This is a genomic window from Streptomyces carminius, from assembly GCF_002794255.1.
In the GTDB taxonomy this organism is placed as follows: domain Bacteria; phylum Actinomycetota; class Actinomycetes; order Streptomycetales; family Streptomycetaceae; genus Streptomyces; species Streptomyces carminius.
Window position 1 is genome coordinate 78,270 of record NZ_PGGW01000060.1, and the last position, 17,402, is coordinate 95,671.

At 72.4% G+C, this 17,402-nt stretch carries 15 protein-coding genes and 1 riboswitch; of the genes, 6 read left to right on the forward strand and 9 right to left on the reverse strand.

Features of this window, described 5'->3' with window-relative positions:
- Nucleotides 1-7: 7 nt before the first annotated feature.
- The 8 genes from CUT44_RS19170 to CUT44_RS19205 all read right to left on the reverse strand — a co-directional run bounded on the left by CUT44_RS19170 (nucleotide 8) and on the right by CUT44_RS19205 (nucleotide 8,845).
- On the reverse strand, nucleotides 8-1,075 hold the full coding sequence (locus CUT44_RS19170) for an ABC transporter ATP-binding protein (protein ID WP_100203123.1): 1,068 nt from the start codon (nucleotides 1,073-1,075) through the stop codon (nucleotides 8-10).
- A complete protein-coding gene (locus CUT44_RS19175) occupies nucleotides 1,072-2,247 on the reverse strand; it encodes an ABC transporter ATP-binding protein (protein ID WP_100203124.1) in 1,176 nt (391 codons plus the stop codon). Before CUT44_RS19175 ends, CUT44_RS19170 begins: the two co-directional genes overlap by 4 nt.
- Before the next feature lie 4 nt (nucleotides 2,248-2,251).
- Nucleotides 2,252-3,205: an ABC transporter permease gene (locus CUT44_RS19180; RefSeq protein WP_100203125.1), complete on the reverse strand. Its 954-nt coding sequence runs from the start codon at nucleotides 3,203-3,205 to the stop codon at nucleotides 2,252-2,254.
- Nucleotides 3,205-4,209 (reverse strand): ABC transporter permease, encoded by a 1,005-nt coding sequence (locus tag CUT44_RS19185; protein ID WP_100203126.1) that lies wholly within the window; start codon nucleotides 4,207-4,209, stop codon nucleotides 3,205-3,207. The genes CUT44_RS19180 and CUT44_RS19185 overlap by 1 nt, the downstream gene beginning before the upstream one ends.
- A 140-nt stretch (nucleotides 4,210-4,349) precedes the next feature.
- Nucleotides 4,350-6,014 (reverse strand): ABC transporter substrate-binding protein, encoded by a 1,665-nt coding sequence (locus tag CUT44_RS19190; RefSeq protein WP_100203127.1) that lies wholly within the window; start codon nucleotides 6,012-6,014, stop codon nucleotides 4,350-4,352.
- Between the two features lie 304 nt (nucleotides 6,015-6,318).
- Complete coding sequence (locus CUT44_RS19195) at nucleotides 6,319-7,089, reverse strand: enhanced serine sensitivity protein SseB C-terminal domain-containing protein (protein WP_100203128.1); 771 nt, start codon at nucleotides 7,087-7,089, stop codon at nucleotides 6,319-6,321.
- Nucleotides 7,090-7,310: 221 nt separating this feature from the next.
- On the reverse strand, nucleotides 7,311-8,090 hold the full coding sequence (locus CUT44_RS19200) for an enhanced serine sensitivity protein SseB (protein ID WP_100203129.1): 780 nt from the start codon (nucleotides 8,088-8,090) through the stop codon (nucleotides 7,311-7,313).
- A gap of 107 nt (nucleotides 8,091-8,197) precedes the next feature.
- Nucleotides 8,198-8,845, reverse strand: coding sequence for an AAA family ATPase (locus tag CUT44_RS19205; RefSeq protein ID WP_199185765.1), 648 nt, complete (start codon nucleotides 8,843-8,845; stop codon nucleotides 8,198-8,200).
- A 192-nt stretch (nucleotides 8,846-9,037) separates the two neighbouring features.
- Nucleotides 9,038-9,149: riboswitch (glycine riboswitch) on the forward strand.
- Between the two features lie 236 nt (nucleotides 9,150-9,385).
- Between CUT44_RS19205 and gcvT the strand changes: the two genes are divergently transcribed.
- From gcvT to CUT44_RS19235, 6 genes are all read left to right on the forward strand, one after another.
- Entirely contained in the window at nucleotides 9,386-10,531 is a 1,146-nt protein-coding gene (gcvT, locus tag CUT44_RS19210; RefSeq protein ID WP_100203130.1) for a glycine cleavage system aminomethyltransferase GcvT, read from the forward strand.
- Between the two features lie 93 nt (nucleotides 10,532-10,624).
- Complete coding sequence (gene gcvH / locus CUT44_RS19215) at nucleotides 10,625-11,002, forward strand: glycine cleavage system protein GcvH (RefSeq protein WP_100203131.1); 378 nt, start codon at nucleotides 10,625-10,627, stop codon at nucleotides 11,000-11,002.
- 43 nt (nucleotides 11,003-11,045) lie between these two features.
- A complete protein-coding gene (locus CUT44_RS19220; protein ID WP_100203132.1) occupies nucleotides 11,046-12,314 on the forward strand; it encodes a serine hydroxymethyltransferase in 1,269 nt (422 codons plus the stop codon).
- Between the two features lie 178 nt (nucleotides 12,315-12,492).
- Complete coding sequence (locus CUT44_RS19225; protein WP_100203133.1) at nucleotides 12,493-13,923, forward strand: L-serine ammonia-lyase; 1,431 nt, start codon at nucleotides 12,493-12,495, stop codon at nucleotides 13,921-13,923.
- A 581-nt stretch (nucleotides 13,924-14,504) separates the two neighbouring features.
- Nucleotides 14,505-15,458 carry a ParB/RepB/Spo0J family partition protein gene (locus CUT44_RS19230; protein ID WP_233221496.1) on the forward strand — a complete coding sequence of 318 codons (954 nt, stop codon included), beginning with the start codon at nucleotides 14,505-14,507 and terminating at the stop codon, nucleotides 15,456-15,458.
- A gap of 65 nt (nucleotides 15,459-15,523) precedes the next feature.
- Nucleotides 15,524-16,354, forward strand: coding sequence for a response regulator transcription factor (locus tag CUT44_RS19235; RefSeq protein ID WP_408646759.1), 831 nt, complete (start codon nucleotides 15,524-15,526; stop codon nucleotides 16,352-16,354).
- Between the two features lie 30 nt (nucleotides 16,355-16,384).
- Here CUT44_RS19235 and CUT44_RS19240 read toward each other — a convergent pair whose 3' ends face one another.
- Complete coding sequence (locus tag CUT44_RS19240; RefSeq protein WP_408646760.1) at nucleotides 16,385-17,389, reverse strand: beta-ketoacyl-ACP synthase III; 1,005 nt, start codon at nucleotides 17,387-17,389, stop codon at nucleotides 16,385-16,387.
- Nucleotides 17,390-17,402 lie beyond the last annotated feature (13 nt).

Consider the following 17,402-nt stretch of genomic DNA (forward strand, 5'->3'; position numbering starts at 1 on the left):
GTGCCGGTCAGTCCGCCGTCTCGGCCGGGTGCTCCTTGCGCGGCGCCGGCACGAGGTGGGCGGCGTTCGCCGTGGGCTGGATCTTCCCCTCGGCGATCTCCTCGGCCCAGTGGCAGGCCACCCGGTGCCCGCCGCCCAGGTCCCGCAGTTCGGGGCGGTCGGTGTCGCAGAGCCGGTCCTGCTTCCACGGGCAGCGGGTGTGGAAACGGCAGCCCGTGGGCGGGTTCGCCGGGGAGGGCAGGTCGCCGGTGAGCAGGATGCGTTCGCGGCCGTCCTCCACCACGGGGTCGGGCACCGGCACGGCCGACATCAGGGCCCTGGTGTACGGGTGCCGGGGCTCGGTGTAGAGCAGGTCGCTGGGCGCCTCCTCCACCAGCGCCCCCAGGTACATCACCCCGACGACGTCGGAGATGTGGCGGACCACGGCGAGGTCGTGGGCGATGACCACGTAGGTCAGGCCCATGGACTCCTGGAGCTCCTCCAGCAGGTTGATCACCTGGGCCTGGATGGAGACGTCCAGCGCGGAGACCGGCTCGTCGCAGATGATCACGTCCGGTTCGAGCACCAGCGCCCGGGCGATCCCGATGCGCTGCCGCTGCCCGCCGGAGAACTCGTGCGGGTAGCGGGACAGTGCGTTGGCCGGCAGGCCGACCCTGGCCAGGATCTGCCGGATCTTCTCCCGGCGTTCCTCCTGGCCGGCGCCGATGCCGTGCGCGACCATGCCCTCGGTCAGGATCGACTCGATGTTCTGCCGGGGGTTGAGGCTGCCGAGGGGGTCCTGGAAGACCATCTGCAGCCGGCGCCGGTAGCGGCGCATCTCCTCGTCGGGCAGCTTCGCCAGGTCGGTGCCGTCGAAGACGACCTCGCCGTCGGTGATGTCCACCAGCCGCAGGATCGCCCGGCCCAGGGTGGTCTTGCCGCAGCCGGACTCGCCCACCAGGCCGTACGTCCGGCCGGGCTCGACGGACAGCGACACGCCGTCGACCGCGTAGACGTGCCCGACGGTGCGGTCGAAGAGGACGCCCTTCTTCACCGGGAAGTGGACCTTCACACCGTTCAGTTCGAGCAGGCTCATGCCCTGGCTCCCTTCCCGGTCGTCCCGGTCTTCTCGGCGGTTTTCCCGGCGGCCGTCTCGTCGGTCGTCTCGTCGGCCGTCCCAGCCGCCTTCTCGGCGCTCTGCCCGGCCGCTTCGGCCGTCCCGGCCGGCCCGGTCACCTCGGCCTCGTCGGCCGGGGTGTCCGCCACCGCGTGCTCACGGAGCTCGGCGGCGCCCCGGGAGAGCACCGGGTTGACACACCGCACCAGGTGGCCGGGCTTGCGCGGCTCGCCCAGCGCCGGGGTGCCGGCCAGGCACTCCAGGGTGTAGTGGTCGCACCGGGGCGCGAAGGCGCAGCCGTCCGTCCAGGCGATCATGTCGTTGATGGAGCCGCGGATCGGCCGCAGCGGCTCGCCGCGCGGCGCGTCCAGCCGGGGGATGGAGCCCAGCAGCCCGTTGGTGTACGGGTGGGTGGGCGCCTCGAACAGCTCCCGGCGCGGGGCGGCCTCCACCGTCTTGCCCGCGTACAGCACGTTGACCTGGTCGCACAGTCCGGCGACCACGCCCAGGTCGTGGGTGATCATCAGCAGGGCGGTGCCCTGCTGGTGGACCAGCTCCCCCAGCAGTTCCAGGATCTGCGCCTGGATCGTCACGTCCAGGGCGGTGGTCGGCTCGTCGGCGATCAGCAGCCGCGGTGCGCAGGCCACCGCCATGGCGATGAGCGCGCGCTGCCGCATGCCGCCGGAGAGCTGGTGCGGGTACTCCTTCAGCCGCCGGGTGGGGTCGGGGATGCCGACCCGGTCCAGCAGGTCGGCGGCCTCCTTGCGGGCGGCCTCGCCCTTCATGCCCCGGTGGCGGGCCAGGATCTCGGTGACCTGGACGCCGATGGGCACCACCGGGTTCAGCGAGGACAGCGGGTCCTGGAAGATCATCGCCAGCTGGGAGCCGCGCAGGTCGCGCAGCCGCGCGTCGCTCAGGGTCAGCAGGTCGGTGCCCTCGAAGTCGGCCCGGCCGCCGATCCGCACCCCCCGCCGGGGCAGCAGGCCCATCAGGGCCAGCGAGGTGACGGACTTGCCGCAGCCCGACTCCCCGACCAGGCCCACCACCTGACCCTGGTCGACGTCGAAGGACACTCCCGACACTGCCCGCACGTCACGCCGGTCGCGGCCGGTGAAGGTGACGGTCAGTTCGTCCACGGAAAGCAGGGCCATGTGATCAACTCCGCAGTTTCGGGTCGAGGGCCTCACGCATCGCCTCGCCCAGCAGGGTGAAGCCGAGGGCGGTGATGATGATGCCCAGCGCCGGGTAGACCGCGAGCATCGGCGCGCTGTCGAAGTAGTCCTGCGCCTGGGCGAGCATGACGCCCCACTCCGGGATGGCGGCGTCCGGGTTGCCCAGCCCGAGGTAGGACAGCGCCGCGGCCTCGATGATGGCGGTGGCCAGGCTGAGGGTGCCCTGGACGATCACCGGGCTCAGCGAGTTGGGCACGACGTGGCCGAGCGCGATGCGCCGCTTGCGCACACCCAGCGCCCGGGCGGCCAGTACGTAGTCCGCGCTGCCCTGGGCGAGCATCGCGCCGCGCAGCAGCCGGGCGAAGACGGGGATCTGCACCACGCCCACCGCGATCATCACGGTGGTCAGGGACTGGCCCAGCATCGCCGCGACGGAGACCGCCAGCAGCAGCGAGGGCAGCGCCAGCATGATGTCGATGACGCGCATCACGACGGTGTCGATCCGGCGCCCCACCTGGCCGCCGAGCACCAGGGCGGCACCGGAGACGCCGCCGATCAGGGCACCGACGGTGAAGCCCAGCAGGGTGGCGACGACGCCGACCAGCAGGGTCTGGCGGGCCCCGACCAGCAGCCGGGAGAACTCGTCGCGCGCCAGGTGGTCCAGGCCCAGCCAGTTCTCGCCGCGCGGGCCCACGAAGACGTTCCTGTTGGGGAAGACCTCGCCGCGCCACAGCTGCGCGGTGGGGTCGTACGGGGCGACCCACGGGCCCACGACCGCCACCACCACGAACAAGCCGATGATCACCGCGCCGATGACGGCCATCTTGCTGGCCCGCAGCCGGCGCCAGGCCTCGGTCCACAGGCCGGCGCCCGTGGAGGTCTCGGTGGCCGCGGTGAGCTCCGCGAGCCGGTCGATCTTTTCGGTCCTGACGCTCATCAGTGCACCCGCACTCTCGGGTCGATGAGGCTGTAGGCGAGGTCGACCAGCAGGTTGATGACCACGTAGGCAGCCGCGATGAACATGATGAAGCCCACCAGCACGGGGTAGTCGCGCTCGTCGATGGCGGTCTTGATGAAGGAGCCGATGCCGCCGAAGGCGAAGACCGACTCGGTGAGCACCGCCCCCGACAGCAGACCGCCGGTGAGCAGGCCGACGGCGGTGATCACCGGAAGCAGCGCGTTGCGCATCACATGGCGGCCGCGCACCACCGACGGGCGCAGGCCCTTGGACTCGGCGGTGCGGACGTAGTCCTCACTGAGCACCTCCAGGACGCTGGCCCGGGTCATGCGGGTGATGATGGCCAGCGGGATCGAGGAGAGCGCGAGCGCCGGCAGCACCAGGTGCATGACCGCGTCCCAGGCGGCGTCGAACTCGCCGGTGAGGATGCCGTCCAGCACGTAGAAGCCGGTGACCTCGGTGGCGTTGATCCCGGTGGTCTGCCGTCCGAAGCTGGGGAACCAGCCGAGCTGGACGGCGAAGAGCGCCTTGAGGATGAACGCCAGGAAGAAGACCGGGATGCAGATGCCCAGCAGGGAGCCGGAGACCGCGGTCACGTCCAGCCAGCTGCCGCGCCGGCGGGCGGCGAAGTAGCCCAGCGGCACTCCGACGGCGACGGCGATGAGCATGGCGGCGATGCCCAGCTCCACGGTGGCGGGGAACGCCCGGGTGAACTCGTCCCACACCGGCTGCCCGGTCTGGGTCGAGGTGCCCAGGTCCAGTTCGAACAGCCGCTTGAGGAAGCGGCCGTACTGGACCCACACCGGCTGGTCCAGGCCGAGTGCCTCCTCGATGCGTGCCTTGTCGGCCGCGGTGGCCCGTTCGCCGAGCATGGCGGCGGCGGGTCCGCCGGGCAGTTGGTTCAGCCAGACGAACAGCAGAACCGACAGGCCCAGCAGGGTGGGAATGAGTTGCAGCAGTCTTCGTACGACGAGACGCAACACCCCGCGATGCCCCTTTCCACTTTCTTGTTTCCCCGGTGTTCCCGGTGTTTCCGGTGTCCCGGGTGTTCCTCGTACTCGCAGTCAGGTCCGCCCGGCCACTTCGGGTGCGGGTGGCCGGGCGGACCTGCGCGATCTTGCGGTTACTTGAAGGAGACCTCGGCGAAGTTCTCCTGCGTCAGCGGGGAGACCTTCGGCGGGTTGACGTTCTTGGCGAACGCGATGGCGGGCGGGGACGAGGAGACCGGGACGCCCGGCAGGTAGTCCATGATGACCTCGTTGGCCTTCTTGTACAGCTCGACCCGCTTGGCCTGGTCCGGCTCGGACGAGGCGGCCTTCAGCGCGTCGAAGACCTTGGCGTCGCGGAAGCCCCACTGCTTGTCGTAGCCGCCGAACCAGGTGCCGATGAAGTTGTAGGCGTCGTTGAAGTCACCGGTCCAGCCCAGCATGTGCAGGTCGCAGGAGCCGTTCTCGGTGGCGTCCAGGTAGGTCGGGGCCCACTTCATCGGCTTGGGGGTGACCTTGATGCCGGCCTTCTCCAGGTCGGTCTTCATCAGCTCGAACAGGTCCGCCGGGGCGGGCATGTAGGGGCGGGTCACCTCGGTCGGGTAGCAGAAGTCGACCGCGAGGTTCTGCTCCTTGGCCTGCTCCAGCAGGCTCTTGGCCTTGGCGGTGTCGAACGGGTACGTGGTGACCTTGTCCGAGTGGCCGTCGACGGTGTCCGGCATGAACTGCGTGGCCGTCACGCCGCCCTCGGGCAGCTGGGTCTTGACGATGTTGTCCCGGTCGATCGCGTGCGCGATGGCCTGACGGACCTCCTTCTTCTGCAGGGACTTGTTCGCCTCCTGCGAGAAGCCCACGTAGAAGATGTTGAACACGCCGCGGACCGGGACCTGGTAGCCCTCCTTCTCCAGGGTCGCCACGTCCGAGGGCGCCACCAGGTCGTAGCCGTCGATGTTGCCCGCCTGCAGGGCCTGCCGGCGCGCGGACTCCTCGGCGATGGTACGGAAGACCAGCTTCTCGACCCCGGCCTTGTCGCCCCAGTAGTCGTCGAAGCGCTCCAGGGTGACTTCCTTGTTGCCCTTGTCCCAGTCGGTGATCCGGAACGGCCCGGTGCCGGCGACGGTGCCGGCCTCCTGGCTGTACTTGGGATAGCTGATGGCGTCGTCCTCGCCGGTCGCCTGCTGCTTCTGGTAGGCGTCGATGGCCTTCGGCGAGTGGATGGCGAGCGCCTGGAGGGAGAAGCCGCCCGGCAGGTTGGCGGTGGCCTCGTTCACCTCGATGACGGCGGTGAGCTCGTCCTGGGCGGTGCAGCTCTTGTAGTTGGCCTTGGGCGCGTCCTCGGCCTCGTTCTTGGCGAAGCCGCCCATGATGGTCTGCCAGTAGTACGAGACCGCGCTGTTCTGGTACGTACCGGTCCAGTTGAACCAGTGGTCATAGTTCTTGCACACGGCCTCGGCGGTGAGCTTCTCGCCGTCGTGGAACTTCACGCCCTCGCGGAGCTTGAAGGTCCACTTGGTGCCCGTCGGGTCGCTCTCCCACGACTTGGCGAGACCGCCGACCAGTTCGCTGCCGCCCGGCTCGTGCTCGATGAGCGCCTCGAACGCCTGGCGGGTCACCCGGAACGTCTCGCCGTCACTCGCCAGTGCCGGGTCCAGGGAGCTCGGATCGCCGGCGGCGCCGAAGACGAAGGTGTCTCCGCCTCCGCCGTCGTCCTTGCTTCGTTCGCTGGAGCATCCAGTGGCGATCACACCAACCGCGAGGGCGGCCGCGATCGTCTGGACGACCCGGGAACTGGGTATGCGCATGTTCCACCTCGGGGTCGGTGACGGTCAGACTGCAGGTCGGCCCGAACAGTACCCGCGTTAAACCTCCGGTGTGAACTGTCCGCATGTCGGTGATACCGAGCCGAGACCTGCCGCCCCGAAAGGGCAACAGCCCAGGTCGGCAAGGGCAACACCGGGGAAACTTCCGGGTCGTTCGGGGTGCCGCCCGGGCCTCGCCGAATACACCGGACACGCCGCGCGGGCCGTCCGGGGACGGCCGGGACGTGCGGGACGCCCCGGTGCCGTGCCCGCCGGACCCCGGGGGGCACGGCGGATCCCGGCGGTCTCAGCGGGGCCGCGGGTAGCCGTAACCGTACCCCGGGGCCCCCGCGGGTGCGGTACCCCCGTGTGCGTCACGGTCGAAGAACGGCCGGGAGTTGGCCCGCAGCCACATGGCGACCGGGTCGTACTCGTCCGACATCGCCACCGTGGAGACCGCCAGCCCGTCCGGCACCGCGGCCACCGACTGCTGCATCATCGACCGCACCGACTCCACGGCCTGCGGACCGCCGTCGTACAGGTCGAGTCCGATCACCAGGTACGGTGCGCCCAGCGCGGGCTGCACCCAGGCCCGGCGCAGGGTGCGCACGGCGGGGGTGCGGTGGGCGTTCTGGACGAGCTGGGCGTAGAAGTGCGGGACGTCCACGGTCGGTTCGCTGACGCGCAGCGGCCCGGCGGGCAGCCGGTCCAGCCCGCCCGCGATCCGCCGCAGATCCAGCCAGGGGACACCGAGGCCGCCGCCGGGCGCGTGCGGGTCGAGCCACAGCCCCCAGCGGTCCGGGAAGAGGGCGGCGGCGACCTCACGTCCTTCGACGACCTCGTACGCCCTGGTCCAGCCGGAGGCGGCCAGCTCCCGTTCGGAGGTCACGCAGGGCGCGTAGCCGTGCCCGGCGACCTCCATGTTCCCGTACTGGGCGTCGGGCGAGCCGGCCCGGCCGTGCCAGAGCAGCATCCACACCCGGCCTTCCGCGAGGGCGTGCAGCAGCGCTTCGTAGGTGTCGTACCGCCCGGGCGCCACCTGCCGCAGCAGCTGCTCAACGCTTCCACCCGCGCTCACGTGGGCCGCCCCTTTTGTCGCATCTTCTCGCACTCCGTGCCGTGCCTTGCGCGCCGGGCCGCGCACGCGCCCCGTCCCGACATCCAACCAGCTTACGGTCCATGCCGGACAGGGGCGGGGCCACTCGGCCGCGCCCGGGTGCGGATACCCGGCGGGTACCCGGGCGGGAAACCCGCCCCGTGGCGGGCCCGGCGCGGACCCGCCACGGGCCCGCCACGGACTCAGTACACCTGCCCGTCGCGCGAGTAGAAGGGCCGTACGCACTGGCGCAGCCAGTCCACGACCGGGTCCCGGGCGGCGTCCAGCAGCACCATCTGCACCGGCCAGCGCACCGGTTCCCGGCCCAGCGCGCGGCCCAGCGCGTCGTGCGCCGCCGCCCGGGCCTCCGGGTCCGGCGGGTCCAGCTCCACCCCGACGAACAGCGCGGGCGGGTCGCCCTCGACGCTGGCCAGGCCGCGGCGCGCGGTGCGCACCCGCGGCAGCACCGCGAACTCCCCGGCCGCCGCGGCCAGGAAGTCCACCGGCTCCTCCTGCCAGTCGGGCTCGAAGAGCCGCACCCGGGCCCCGCTCACCACTCCGGGCACCCCCGCGGCGCCGCCCTCGCGGCACAGCTGGGCCACGGCCGGCGGCGGCAGGGGCGCGCCGACGGTGCCCTCGGGGTTGATCACGATGCCGACCTGCGGCGGCAGTCCGCGGGCGAACTCCCTCGCCGGCGCGACGGCGAAGGACAGATGGGCGCCGGCGCCCTGCAGGAACTGCTGCTCGGAGCTGAAGACGGGGACGTACGGCGCCCCGTCGAACTGGATCGTCGGCAGGTCGAGGTTCGGGCTGTCCGGTCCGCCGCCCTCGGGCAGCGGCACCCACACGCTGCTGCGTCCGAGCACCTCCAGCAGCCGGGCGCCGGCGCCGGGGACGCCGACCGAGGCGGCGAGGGTCTCCTCCAGCTCGTTGCCGGGCCAGCCGCCGCCGTGTCCCGGTCCGTAGTGCTGCGGGATGGTCATGCGAAAACCCTATCGGCAACCCGCCCGGCGCGGCCCCCGGCCCGCTTCTCCTCAGGCCGTCTCCCCCGCCCCCGTGCCGCCCGCTGCGGGCTCCCGGCCCGGGGCGCCTACTCGAAGGCCATGCCGCGCAGCGCCCCCGCCGCGCCCCGGTCCAGCAGCACCGACGACACACAGCCCCGCGGCAGCCGTCCCGCCGACGCGTCCGCCACCAGCCGCCGCACCGCCCGCCGGTGCCGGGCGAAGGCGTACGCCGACACCCCGCGCCCCCGCTGTGCCTGACCGGCCAGCGCCTCGTCCGGCGAGACGTCCAGCAGCACCAGGTGCAGGGCCCGCCCGCGCCGCCGCGCGTCCGCCGCCAGCCAGTGGCGCACCCAGCCCTGGGTGCCGCAGTCGTGCACCACGACGCTGCCGCCGGAGGCCAGCGCCCGCCACAGCGCCAGATAGTGCGCGGCACGGACCAGGGGCCGGTAGACGCCGTACGGCAGCCGGCCGGGCAGCCGCCGCTCCCAGCGCTCCCGCATGTCCTGGGAGTCGATCCGGACCACCGTCTCGTTGGCGGCCACCACCCGACGGATCAGGGTGGACTTGCCGCTGCCGGGCAGTCCGGAGACGACCACCCGGTCCCCGGCGGGGAAGCGCAGCACCCGTACCGCCGCCGTCCCCCGCAGGTCCCGCCCGCTCGGCGGCACAGGCGCGGTGGTGTGCCGGGGCTCCGCCCCGCTGTGTGCCGTGCGGGCACTTTCCGGACTGCTCACTCGTGGTACGCCCTCCCCGATCCGGCCACGTGCCCGCGGCTCCCCCCAGAGCGTGTCAAGAAGGACGACGGCGGACAAGGTCGTTACCCACCGTGGACGCGCCCGACACCTTCCGGAGGGGTTCGGGTCCGCCCCGGCCGGGGCACCCGGGAGGCGTGCGATGATGAGCGCGCCAACTGCATACCGGCCGTTCGAGCACGCGCGGGAGAGTTCCCGTGGACCCGCTGGTCACAGCGGTCCCACGGGGCGCCGAAGGAGCAAGTCCTCCCTTGAATCTCTCAGGCCCCGATACCGCGCGGGCGAGGCAGATCTGAAAAGCGGGCGCCCCCTTGCCCCCGGCATCGCTTGCCGGTCCCGCTCCCGGGCGTCCCACCCACGGTGCAAGCCGCGGTCCGCCGGTGCGGGCTCGTGGCGAACCTCTCAGGTTCCGATGACAGATGGGGAGGGCAGATCCCCGCCCGCGCGCGGGACCTGTCCGAAGGAGCCCGTACCGGACCCGTGTACGGAGCCGACCCCGCCACCTCGCCCGGGAGCCGAACCATGAGCGATTCCCCCCGTTCCCCCCAGCCGCCCCGCCGTGTCCCCCTCGACGCCGTCCACCGCGCCCTGGGCGCCACCATGACGGACTTCGCGGGCTGGGAGATGCCGCTGCGCTACGGCAGCGAGCGCGACGAGCACACCGCGGTGCGCACCCGCGCCGGACTGTTCGACCTCAGCCACATGGGTGAGATCGCCGTCACCGGCCCGCAGGCCGGCGAGCTGCTGGACGGCGCCCTGGTCGGCCGGCTGTCCGCCGTCCCCGTCGGCCGGGCCCGCTACACCATGATCTGCGACGCGGGCGGCGGCATCCTCGACGACCTGATCGTCTACCGCCTGGCGGAGGACGAGTACCTGGTCGTGGCCAACGCCGCCAACGCGCAGACCGTCCTGGACGCCCTGGCCGAGCGGCACGACGAGCTCGGCCTCCCGGAGGCGGCCGTCCGCGACGACCGCGACGCCTACGCCCTGATCGCCGTGCAGGGCCCCGCCTCCCAGGACATCCTGGCCGAGCTCACCGACGCCGACCTGGCCGGCCTGAAGTACTACGCCGGGCTGCGCGGCACCGTCGCGGGCGCCGACGCCCTGATCGCCCGCACCGGCTACACCGGCGAGGACGGCTTCGAGCTGTTCGTCTCCCCCCGGGACGCCGAGCCGCTGTGGCGGGCGCTGACCGGGGCCGGGACGCCGGCGGGCCTGGTGCCGTGCGGGCTGTCCTGCCGCGACACGCTCCGGCTGGAGGCGGGCATGCCGCTGTACGGCCACGAGCTGACCGGGGAGACCACCCCCTTCGACGCGGGCCTGGGCCGGGTGGTGAAGCTCGACAAGCCCGGCGACTTCACCGGCCGCGCCGCGCTGGAGGCCGCCGCGCGCCGCGCCGAGCAGGACCCGCCGCGGAAGCTGGTCGGCCTCGTCGCCGCCGGCCGGCGGGTGCCCCGCGCCGGATACCCGGTGGTGGACGCCGCCGGGACGGTGATCGGCGAGGTCACCTCCGGCGCCCCCTCCCCCACCCTGGGCAGGCCGATCGCGATGGCCTACGTGGACGCCGGCCACGCCGCGCCCGGCACGCCGGGTGTGCACGTGGACATCCGCGGTACGCATGAACCGTACGAGGTCGTCGCGCTGCCCTTCTACCGGCGCGAGCGCTGACCGGCCCCGCTTCCGCGGCCCCGTCACCCCGCCCGCCGTCCCAGCCGGCGAGACCGTTCCCCGTCCGCCATCCCCCATCAGGAGAATCACGCCATGAGCAACCCCCAGCAGCTGCGCTACAGCAAGGAGCACGAGTGGCTGTCCGCCGTCGAGGACGGCGTCGCCACGGTCGGTATCACCGGGCACGCGGCAGAAGCGCTCGGCGACGTCGTCTACGTCCAGCTCCCCGAGGTGGGCGCCACGGTCACCGCGGGCGAACCCTGCGGCGAGCTGGAGTCGACCAAGTCGGTCAGCGACCTGTACGCGCCGGTCACCGGAGAGATCACCGAGGTCAACCAGGACGTGGTGGACGATCCGGCGCTGGTGAACTCCGCCCCCTACGAGGGCGGCTGGCTGTTCAGGGTGAGGATCTCGCAGGAGCCGGAGGACCTGCTCACGGCCGACGAGTACACCGCCTTCACCAGCGAGTGACCCCCACCCACGCCGTCCAGCACACCACGAGCGGAAAGATCCGATGTCGCTTCTGAACAGTTCCCTGCACGAGGTCGATCCCGACGTCGCCGCCGCCGTCGACGCCGAGCTGCGCCGCCAGCAGTCCACCCTGGAGATGATCGCGTCGGAGAACTTCGCTCCGGTCGCCGCCCTCCAGGCCCAGGGTTCGGTCCTCACCAACAAGTACGCCGAGGGCTACCCCGGCCGCCGCTACTACGGCGGCTGCGAGCACGTCGACGTCATCGAGGACATCGCCCGCGACCGGGTGAAGGCCCTCTTCGGCGCCGAGGCGGCGAACGTCCAGCCGCACTCGGGCGCCCAGGCCAACGCCGCGGCGATGTTCGCCCTGCTGGAGCCGGGCGACACCATCATGGGCCTGGACCTGGCCCACGGCGGGCACCTCACCCACGGGATGCGGATCAACTTCTCCGGCAAGCTCTACAACGTCGTCCCCTACCACGTGGACGGCGACAGCGGCCTGGTGGACATGGCGGAGGTGGAGCGGCTGGCGCGCGAGCACCGGCCGAAGCTGATCGTCGCGGGCTGGTCGGCGTACCCCAGGCAGCTCGACTTCGCGGCGTTCCGGCGGATCGCCGACGAGGTGGGCGCGCTGCTGATGGTGGACATGGCGCACTTCGCCGGGCTGGTCGCCGCCGGGCTCCACCCGAACCCGGTGCCGTACGCGGACGTGGTCACCACCACGACCCACAAGACGCTGGGCGGCCCGCGCGGCGGGGTGATCCTGTCGAAGCAGGAGCACGCCAAGAAGATCAACTCGGCGGTCTTCCCCGGTCAGCAGGGCGGTCCGCTGGAGCATGTCATCGCGGCGAAGGCCGTCGCCTTCAAGATCGCGGCCTCGGAGGAGTTCAAGGACCGCCAGCGCCGTACGCTGGAGGGCGCGAAGCTGCTGGCCGAGCGGCTGACGCGGCCGGACGCCACCGAGGCGGGCGTGTCCGTGCTCTCCGGCGGCACCGACGTGCACCTGGTCCTGGTGGACCTGCGGGACAGCGAGCTGGACGGGCGGCAGGCCGAGGACCGGCTGCACTCCGTCGGCATCACCGTCAACCGCAACGCCATCCCGAACGACCCGCGCCCGCCGATGGTCACCTCCGGCCTGCGGATCGGCACCCCGGCGCTGGCCACCCGCGGTTTCGGGACGGAGGACTTCCGGGAGGTCGCGGACGTCATCGCCGAGGCGCTCAAGCCGTCGTTCGACGAGGACACCGCGAAGAAGCTGGCCGTCCGCGTCTCGGCGCTGGCCGAGAAGCACCCGCTCTACCCGGAGCTGTAGGCCCCGTTTCCGGGCACCTGTCGCGGGTGCGCCGCCCGGCCGGCGGCGCACCCGCACCCCACATGCAGCGGTTCACCGTCAATGCGGTGAAGTCCGCGTTCCCCGCACACCCCGCGGGACCCCTCACCCGCCCACCCGGCGGGTACCGCACCACGCGCAGACGAAGGAGTCCGCCACCGTGGCCATTTCCGTCTTCGACCTGTTCTCCGTCGGCATCGGCCCGTCCAGCTCCCACACCGTGGGACCGATGCGGGCGGCACGGATGTTCGTACGGCGGCTGGCCCGGGAGGGCGTCCTGCCCCGTACCGCCGCGCTCCGCGCCGAGCTGTACGGCTCGCTGGGCGCCACCGGCCACGGCCACGGCACGCCGAAGGCGGTGGTGCTGGGGCTCGCGGGCCACTCGCCGCGCACGGTGGACGTGGACACGGCGGACGAGCGGGTGGCGGCCGTACGCGACTCGGGCCGCCTGCGCCTGGCGGCGGCAGCCGGCGGGGACGCCGGGGACGGGCCGGACGGCGGCGGCGGCGACGGCGACGGCGACGGCGGCCACGAGATCCCCTTCGACCTCTCCTCCGATCTGGTGCTGCACCGCCGCCGCTCCCTGCCGTACCACGCCAACGGCATGACGCTGGCCGCGTACGACGCCTCCGGCTCGGCGCTGCTGGAGAAGACGTACTACTCGGTGGGCGGCGGCTTCGTGGTGGACGAGGACGCGGCCGGCGCCGGCCGGATCAAGCCGGACGGCACCGCGCTGCCGTACCCCTTCCGCACCGGTGACGAGCTGCTGCGCACCGCCCGCGAGACGGGCCTGTCGATCCCGGCGCTGATGCTGGAGAACGAGAAGGCCTGGCGGAGCGAGGCGGAGATCCGCGCGGAGCTGCTGGAGATCTGGCGGGTGATGCGCGAGTGCGTCGCCCGCGGCCTGTCCCGGGAGGGCGTCCTGCCCGGCGGTCTGAAGGTCCGCCGCCGGGCCGCCGCCTCGGCCCGCAAGCTCCGCGCGGAGGGCGACGCGGCGGCGCTGGCGATGGAGTGGGTGACGCTCTACGCGATGGCCGTCAACGAGGAGAACGCGGCGGGCGGCCGGGTCGTCACCGCCCCCACCAACGGCGCGGCGGGCATCATCCCGGCCGTGCTGCACTACGCGATGGAGTTCGTCCCCGGCTGGTCCGAGGACACCGCCGTCCGCTTCCTGCTCACGGCGGGCGCGATCGGGCTGCTGTTCAAGGAGAACGCCTCGATCTCCGGCGCCGAGGTCGGCTGCCAGGGCGAGGTCGGCTCGGCCTGCTCCATGGCCGCCGGCGGCCTGGCCGAGATCCTGGGCGGCTCCCCGGAGCAGGTGGAGAACGCCGCCGAGATCGGCATAGAGCACAACCTGGGCCTGACCTGCGACCCGGTGGGCGGCCTGGTCCAGATCCCCTGCATCGAGCGGAACGGCATGGCGGCGGTCAAGGCGATCACCGCCGCCCGGATGTCCCTGCGCGGCGACGGCCGCCACCACGTCTCCCTGGACAAGGCCATCAAGACGATGAAGGAGACGGGCGCCGACATGAAGGTCAAGTACAAGGAGACCGCCCGCGGCGGGCTCGCGGTCAACGTGGTGGAGTGCTGAGCGGGCCGCTGCGAGCCGGGGTCTCCCTCCGTCCCCGGGCGCCGGGTCCTCGCCCGTCCCGCCGGTGGGGTCCCCCGGGGTCCCGGCCGGGAGGGGGCATGTCCCGGGCGTGTGGCCGGGAGGACGCCACACGCGGTTTCCCTTTCTCGTCCATATGACGGAGAGTCCCTGGGAAATCCTTGGGGAGGGGCCGGCCGGGAGCGCGGCCGTTTGTTCCGGCGGATTCGGTGACAACGTTAGTGGGCCGGCTTCCGGCCCGTCCACTACTCGATCGAGCAGTGGACACTACCCACCTTGGAGCGCTGGTGGTGTTGCTCGCTCCCTGGCCGGATGGCGATGATGCGGATGCAGGACGCACAGCTTCCCGGTGCTGGAGAATTCATGCGGTACCGGCCCCGGACCAGGGCCGGCCGCCGCGGAACCGTTGCCGCACGCGTCCAACCCCTACCTTCCGACAGACGAGTGGTTGTATGTGGAGTAATGTAGAGGCGCTAAAAGCAGAAAAAAAATCCGTCGGCAATGAACTTCCGGAGCGAAAGGCGCGGGCGGAGGGTGCCGCCGCGCCCGGCGGGACGGCTCCCGTGCCGGTACCGATCTCCTCGCTGCAGCCCTCCGACTCTCCCCGGCTGGCCGGGGAGAACCCCGAGCACGTGGAGTTGCTGGCCGCGGCCCGGGACCTTCCGCCCATTCTCGTCCAGCGGAGCACGATGCGGGTGATCGACGGCATGCACCGGGTGCGGGCCGCGCTGCTCCGGGGCGAGGAGACCATCTCCGTCACGTTCTTCGAAGGGGACGACGACGAGGCGTTCCTCCGCGCCGTCGACGCCAACATCAAACACGGCCTGCCGCTCTCGCCGGCGGATCGCGAGGCCGCGACCCGCCGGGTCCTCGTGAACCACCCGCACTGGTCGGACCGGACCGTGGCGGCCGCCACCGGGCTGTCCCACACGACGGTGGGGGCGATCCGGCGCCGCTCCGGTGTCCCGGCCGCGCGGCAGGGCAGCCGGGTGGGGAGAGACGGGCGGGTCCGCCCCGTGGACGGCGCGGCGGGCAGGCGGCGGGCGGGCGAGGTCATCGCCATGAAGCCCGACGCACCGCTGCGGGCCATCGCCCGGGAGGCCGGCGTCTCGGTGGGGACGGCACGGGACGTGCGTGACCGCCTGCGAGCGGGCCGGGACCCGGTCCTGGGTTCGCAACGCGGCACCGCCCGGGAGCCGGGTCCGTCCGGCGACCCGGCGAAGGCGCGGCGGCCCGGCGCGGGCGGTACCCGCCCGCGCACGGACCGGCGCTCGGTGCTGGGCGGTCTGAGCAAGGATCCCGCGGTGCGGTACGCGGAGAACGGCCGCGCCTTCGTCCGATGGGTCGACGGCCATGTGATCGAACCGGTCGAATGGGGCGAGCTGATCGATGCCGTGCCGCCGCACTGGCGGAGTCCCGTCGCCGAGCTGGCCCGGTCGTGTGCCGGGGCGTGGCTGGAGCTCGCGCAGGAGCTCGAGGAGAGGGCTCGGACGAAACCCGAGCCGGGAGTGGCGTGAGCGGGGTCCGCCGGATTCCCGCGCGGCAAGCCCGACAAGCCCGACAAGCTCGATAAGGGGGAAGCGTGAGCACTGCCGGCAGCCGTCCGCACCTGACACTCACCCGCGGCAGGCACGACCGCCATCGGCCGGAGCACCCGGAACACCGGCGGGCCTCCGCCGCGGAGCGTGTCGCGCGGTCGGCCGTCGCATGGCGCATCCTCGTGGTGGACAGCGACACGGCGTGTGCGGATTCGCTGGTGAAGAGCCTGCTGCGGCAGGGTCATGAGGCGGAGTGGGTCGTTACGGGCATGGCCGCCCTGGACTCGTACGAACGTGCCCATATGGTCCTCATGGATCTCGACCTGCCCGATCTCGACGGTCTCGAGATCTGCCGCCGCATCCGCGCCGGCAGCGCCGTCCCCGTCATCGCCGTCACCGGACGCGGCAGCGAACTGGACCGGGTCCTCGGCCTGCAGGCCGGAGCCGACGACTATCTCGTCAAGCCCTACGGGTTCCGCGAGCTCATGGCGCGCATCGAGGCCGTGATGCGCCGCAGCCGGGGCCACACGGCACCGGCGGATCCGTCGGTGATCTCGCACGGGCCCCTGCTCATCGACGTGTCCGCACGCCAGGTCAGGCTGGACGGCCGCCTCATCGACCTGACCCGCAAGGAGTTCGACCTGGTGCGCCTCCTCGCCTCCCACCCCGGCACCGTCGTTCCACGGAAGCGGATCATGCAGGAGGTGTGGGGCGACGCGTGGTCGCGCCGGACCATCGACACGCACGTCAGCAGCATCCGCAGCAAACTCGGTTCCCCCGGCTGGATAACGACCGTGCGCGGGGTCGGCTTCCAACTGGGCCGACACGTGGCCGCGTACGGCGGCCCGGAGTCCGGCGCCGCCTCGGAGGGCTGACGCCTCCTCTCCCGCCGGGCGGCGGACCGGCTACGGAAGGACGGCGACGGTGGCCGCGTAGCACAGCCCCGCTCCGTAGCCCACGAGCAGGGCGAGGTCCCCGCTCCGGGCCTGCCCCGATGACAGCACCGCGTCCATGGCCAGCGGGATGGAGGCGCCCGAGGTGTTGCCGGCCGTCACGATGTCCTTGGCGACGACGGTGGTTTCCGGCAGCCCGATGCGCCTCGCGATCATGTCGATGATGCGGACGTTCGCCTGGTGCGGAAGGAAGACGCCGAGGTCGGACACCGGTACTCCCGCGGCCTCCAGCGCCCGCTTCGAGACCTCCGCCATCTCGTAGGAGGCCCAGCGGAAGACCCGCTGGCCCTCCTGCCGCAGATGCGGGAAGTCGTGCTCGCCGATGCCGTTCCTGAGCGCGTCCCACGGCATGCTCTGCTCGATCGCGTCCGCCTGGGACCCGTCCGCGCCCCATACCGCCGGACCGAACCCGGGGGTCCGGGAGGGCCCGATCACCACGGCACCGGCACCGTCCCCGAAGATGCAGGCGGTGGACCGGTCGCGCAGGTTCAGCAGGTCGGTCATCCGCTCCACGCCGACGACCAGGACGTGTCCGCCGCGACTGCGGACGGAGTCGGCCGCGAGCACGACCCCGTGGACGAAACCGGCGCAGCCCGCCGACACGTCGAAGGCGGCCGCGCCCACGGCGTCGATCCGGTGGGCTATCTCCGTCGCGATCGCCGGCGTCTGCTTGAGGTGGGTGAAAGTGGCGGCGATGACGCAGGTGATGTCCGCCGGACTGAGTCCCGCGGCCGCGACGGCCTTGAGAGCGGCCTGTTCCGCCATCACTCCCAGGGTCTCGTCCGGATCCGCCCACCGCCGTGTGACGATCCCGGTGCGCGAACGCACCCATTCGTCCGAGGAATCGAGGAGCCGGCATGCCTCCTCGTTGTCGACGATCCGACGCGGGCGATACGAGCCCACCCCCATGATCCGTGCGCAGGGGACTCCTTCGGGCATGATCAGTTCTCGTTTCACCGTGCTCCTCCAC

Coding starts and splice junctions, on each gene's coding strand:
- CUT44_RS19170 (WP_100203123.1), bottom strand. CDS start 1,075: ATGAGCCTGCTCGAACTGAACGGTGTGAAGGTCCACTTCCCGGTGAAG.
- CUT44_RS19175 (WP_100203124.1), bottom strand. CDS start 2,247: ATGGCCCTGCTTTCCGTGGACGAACTGACCGTCACCTTCACCGGCCGC.
- CUT44_RS19180 (WP_100203125.1), bottom strand. CDS start 3,205: ATGAGCGTCAGGACCGAAAAGATCGACCGGCTCGCGGAGCTCACCGCG.
- CUT44_RS19190 (WP_100203127.1), bottom strand. CDS start 6,014: ATGCGCATACCCAGTTCCCGGGTCGTCCAGACGATCGCGGCCGCCCTC.
- CUT44_RS19200 (WP_100203129.1), bottom strand. CDS start 8,090: ATGACCATCCCGCAGCACTACGGACCGGGACACGGCGGCGGCTGGCCC.
- gcvT (WP_100203130.1), top strand. CDS start 9,386: ATGAGCGATTCCCCCCGTTCCCCCCAGCCGCCCCGCCGTGTCCCCCTC.
- gcvH (WP_100203131.1), top strand. CDS start 10,625: ATGAGCAACCCCCAGCAGCTGCGCTACAGCAAGGAGCACGAGTGGCTG.
- CUT44_RS19220 (WP_100203132.1), top strand. CDS start 11,046: ATGTCGCTTCTGAACAGTTCCCTGCACGAGGTCGATCCCGACGTCGCC.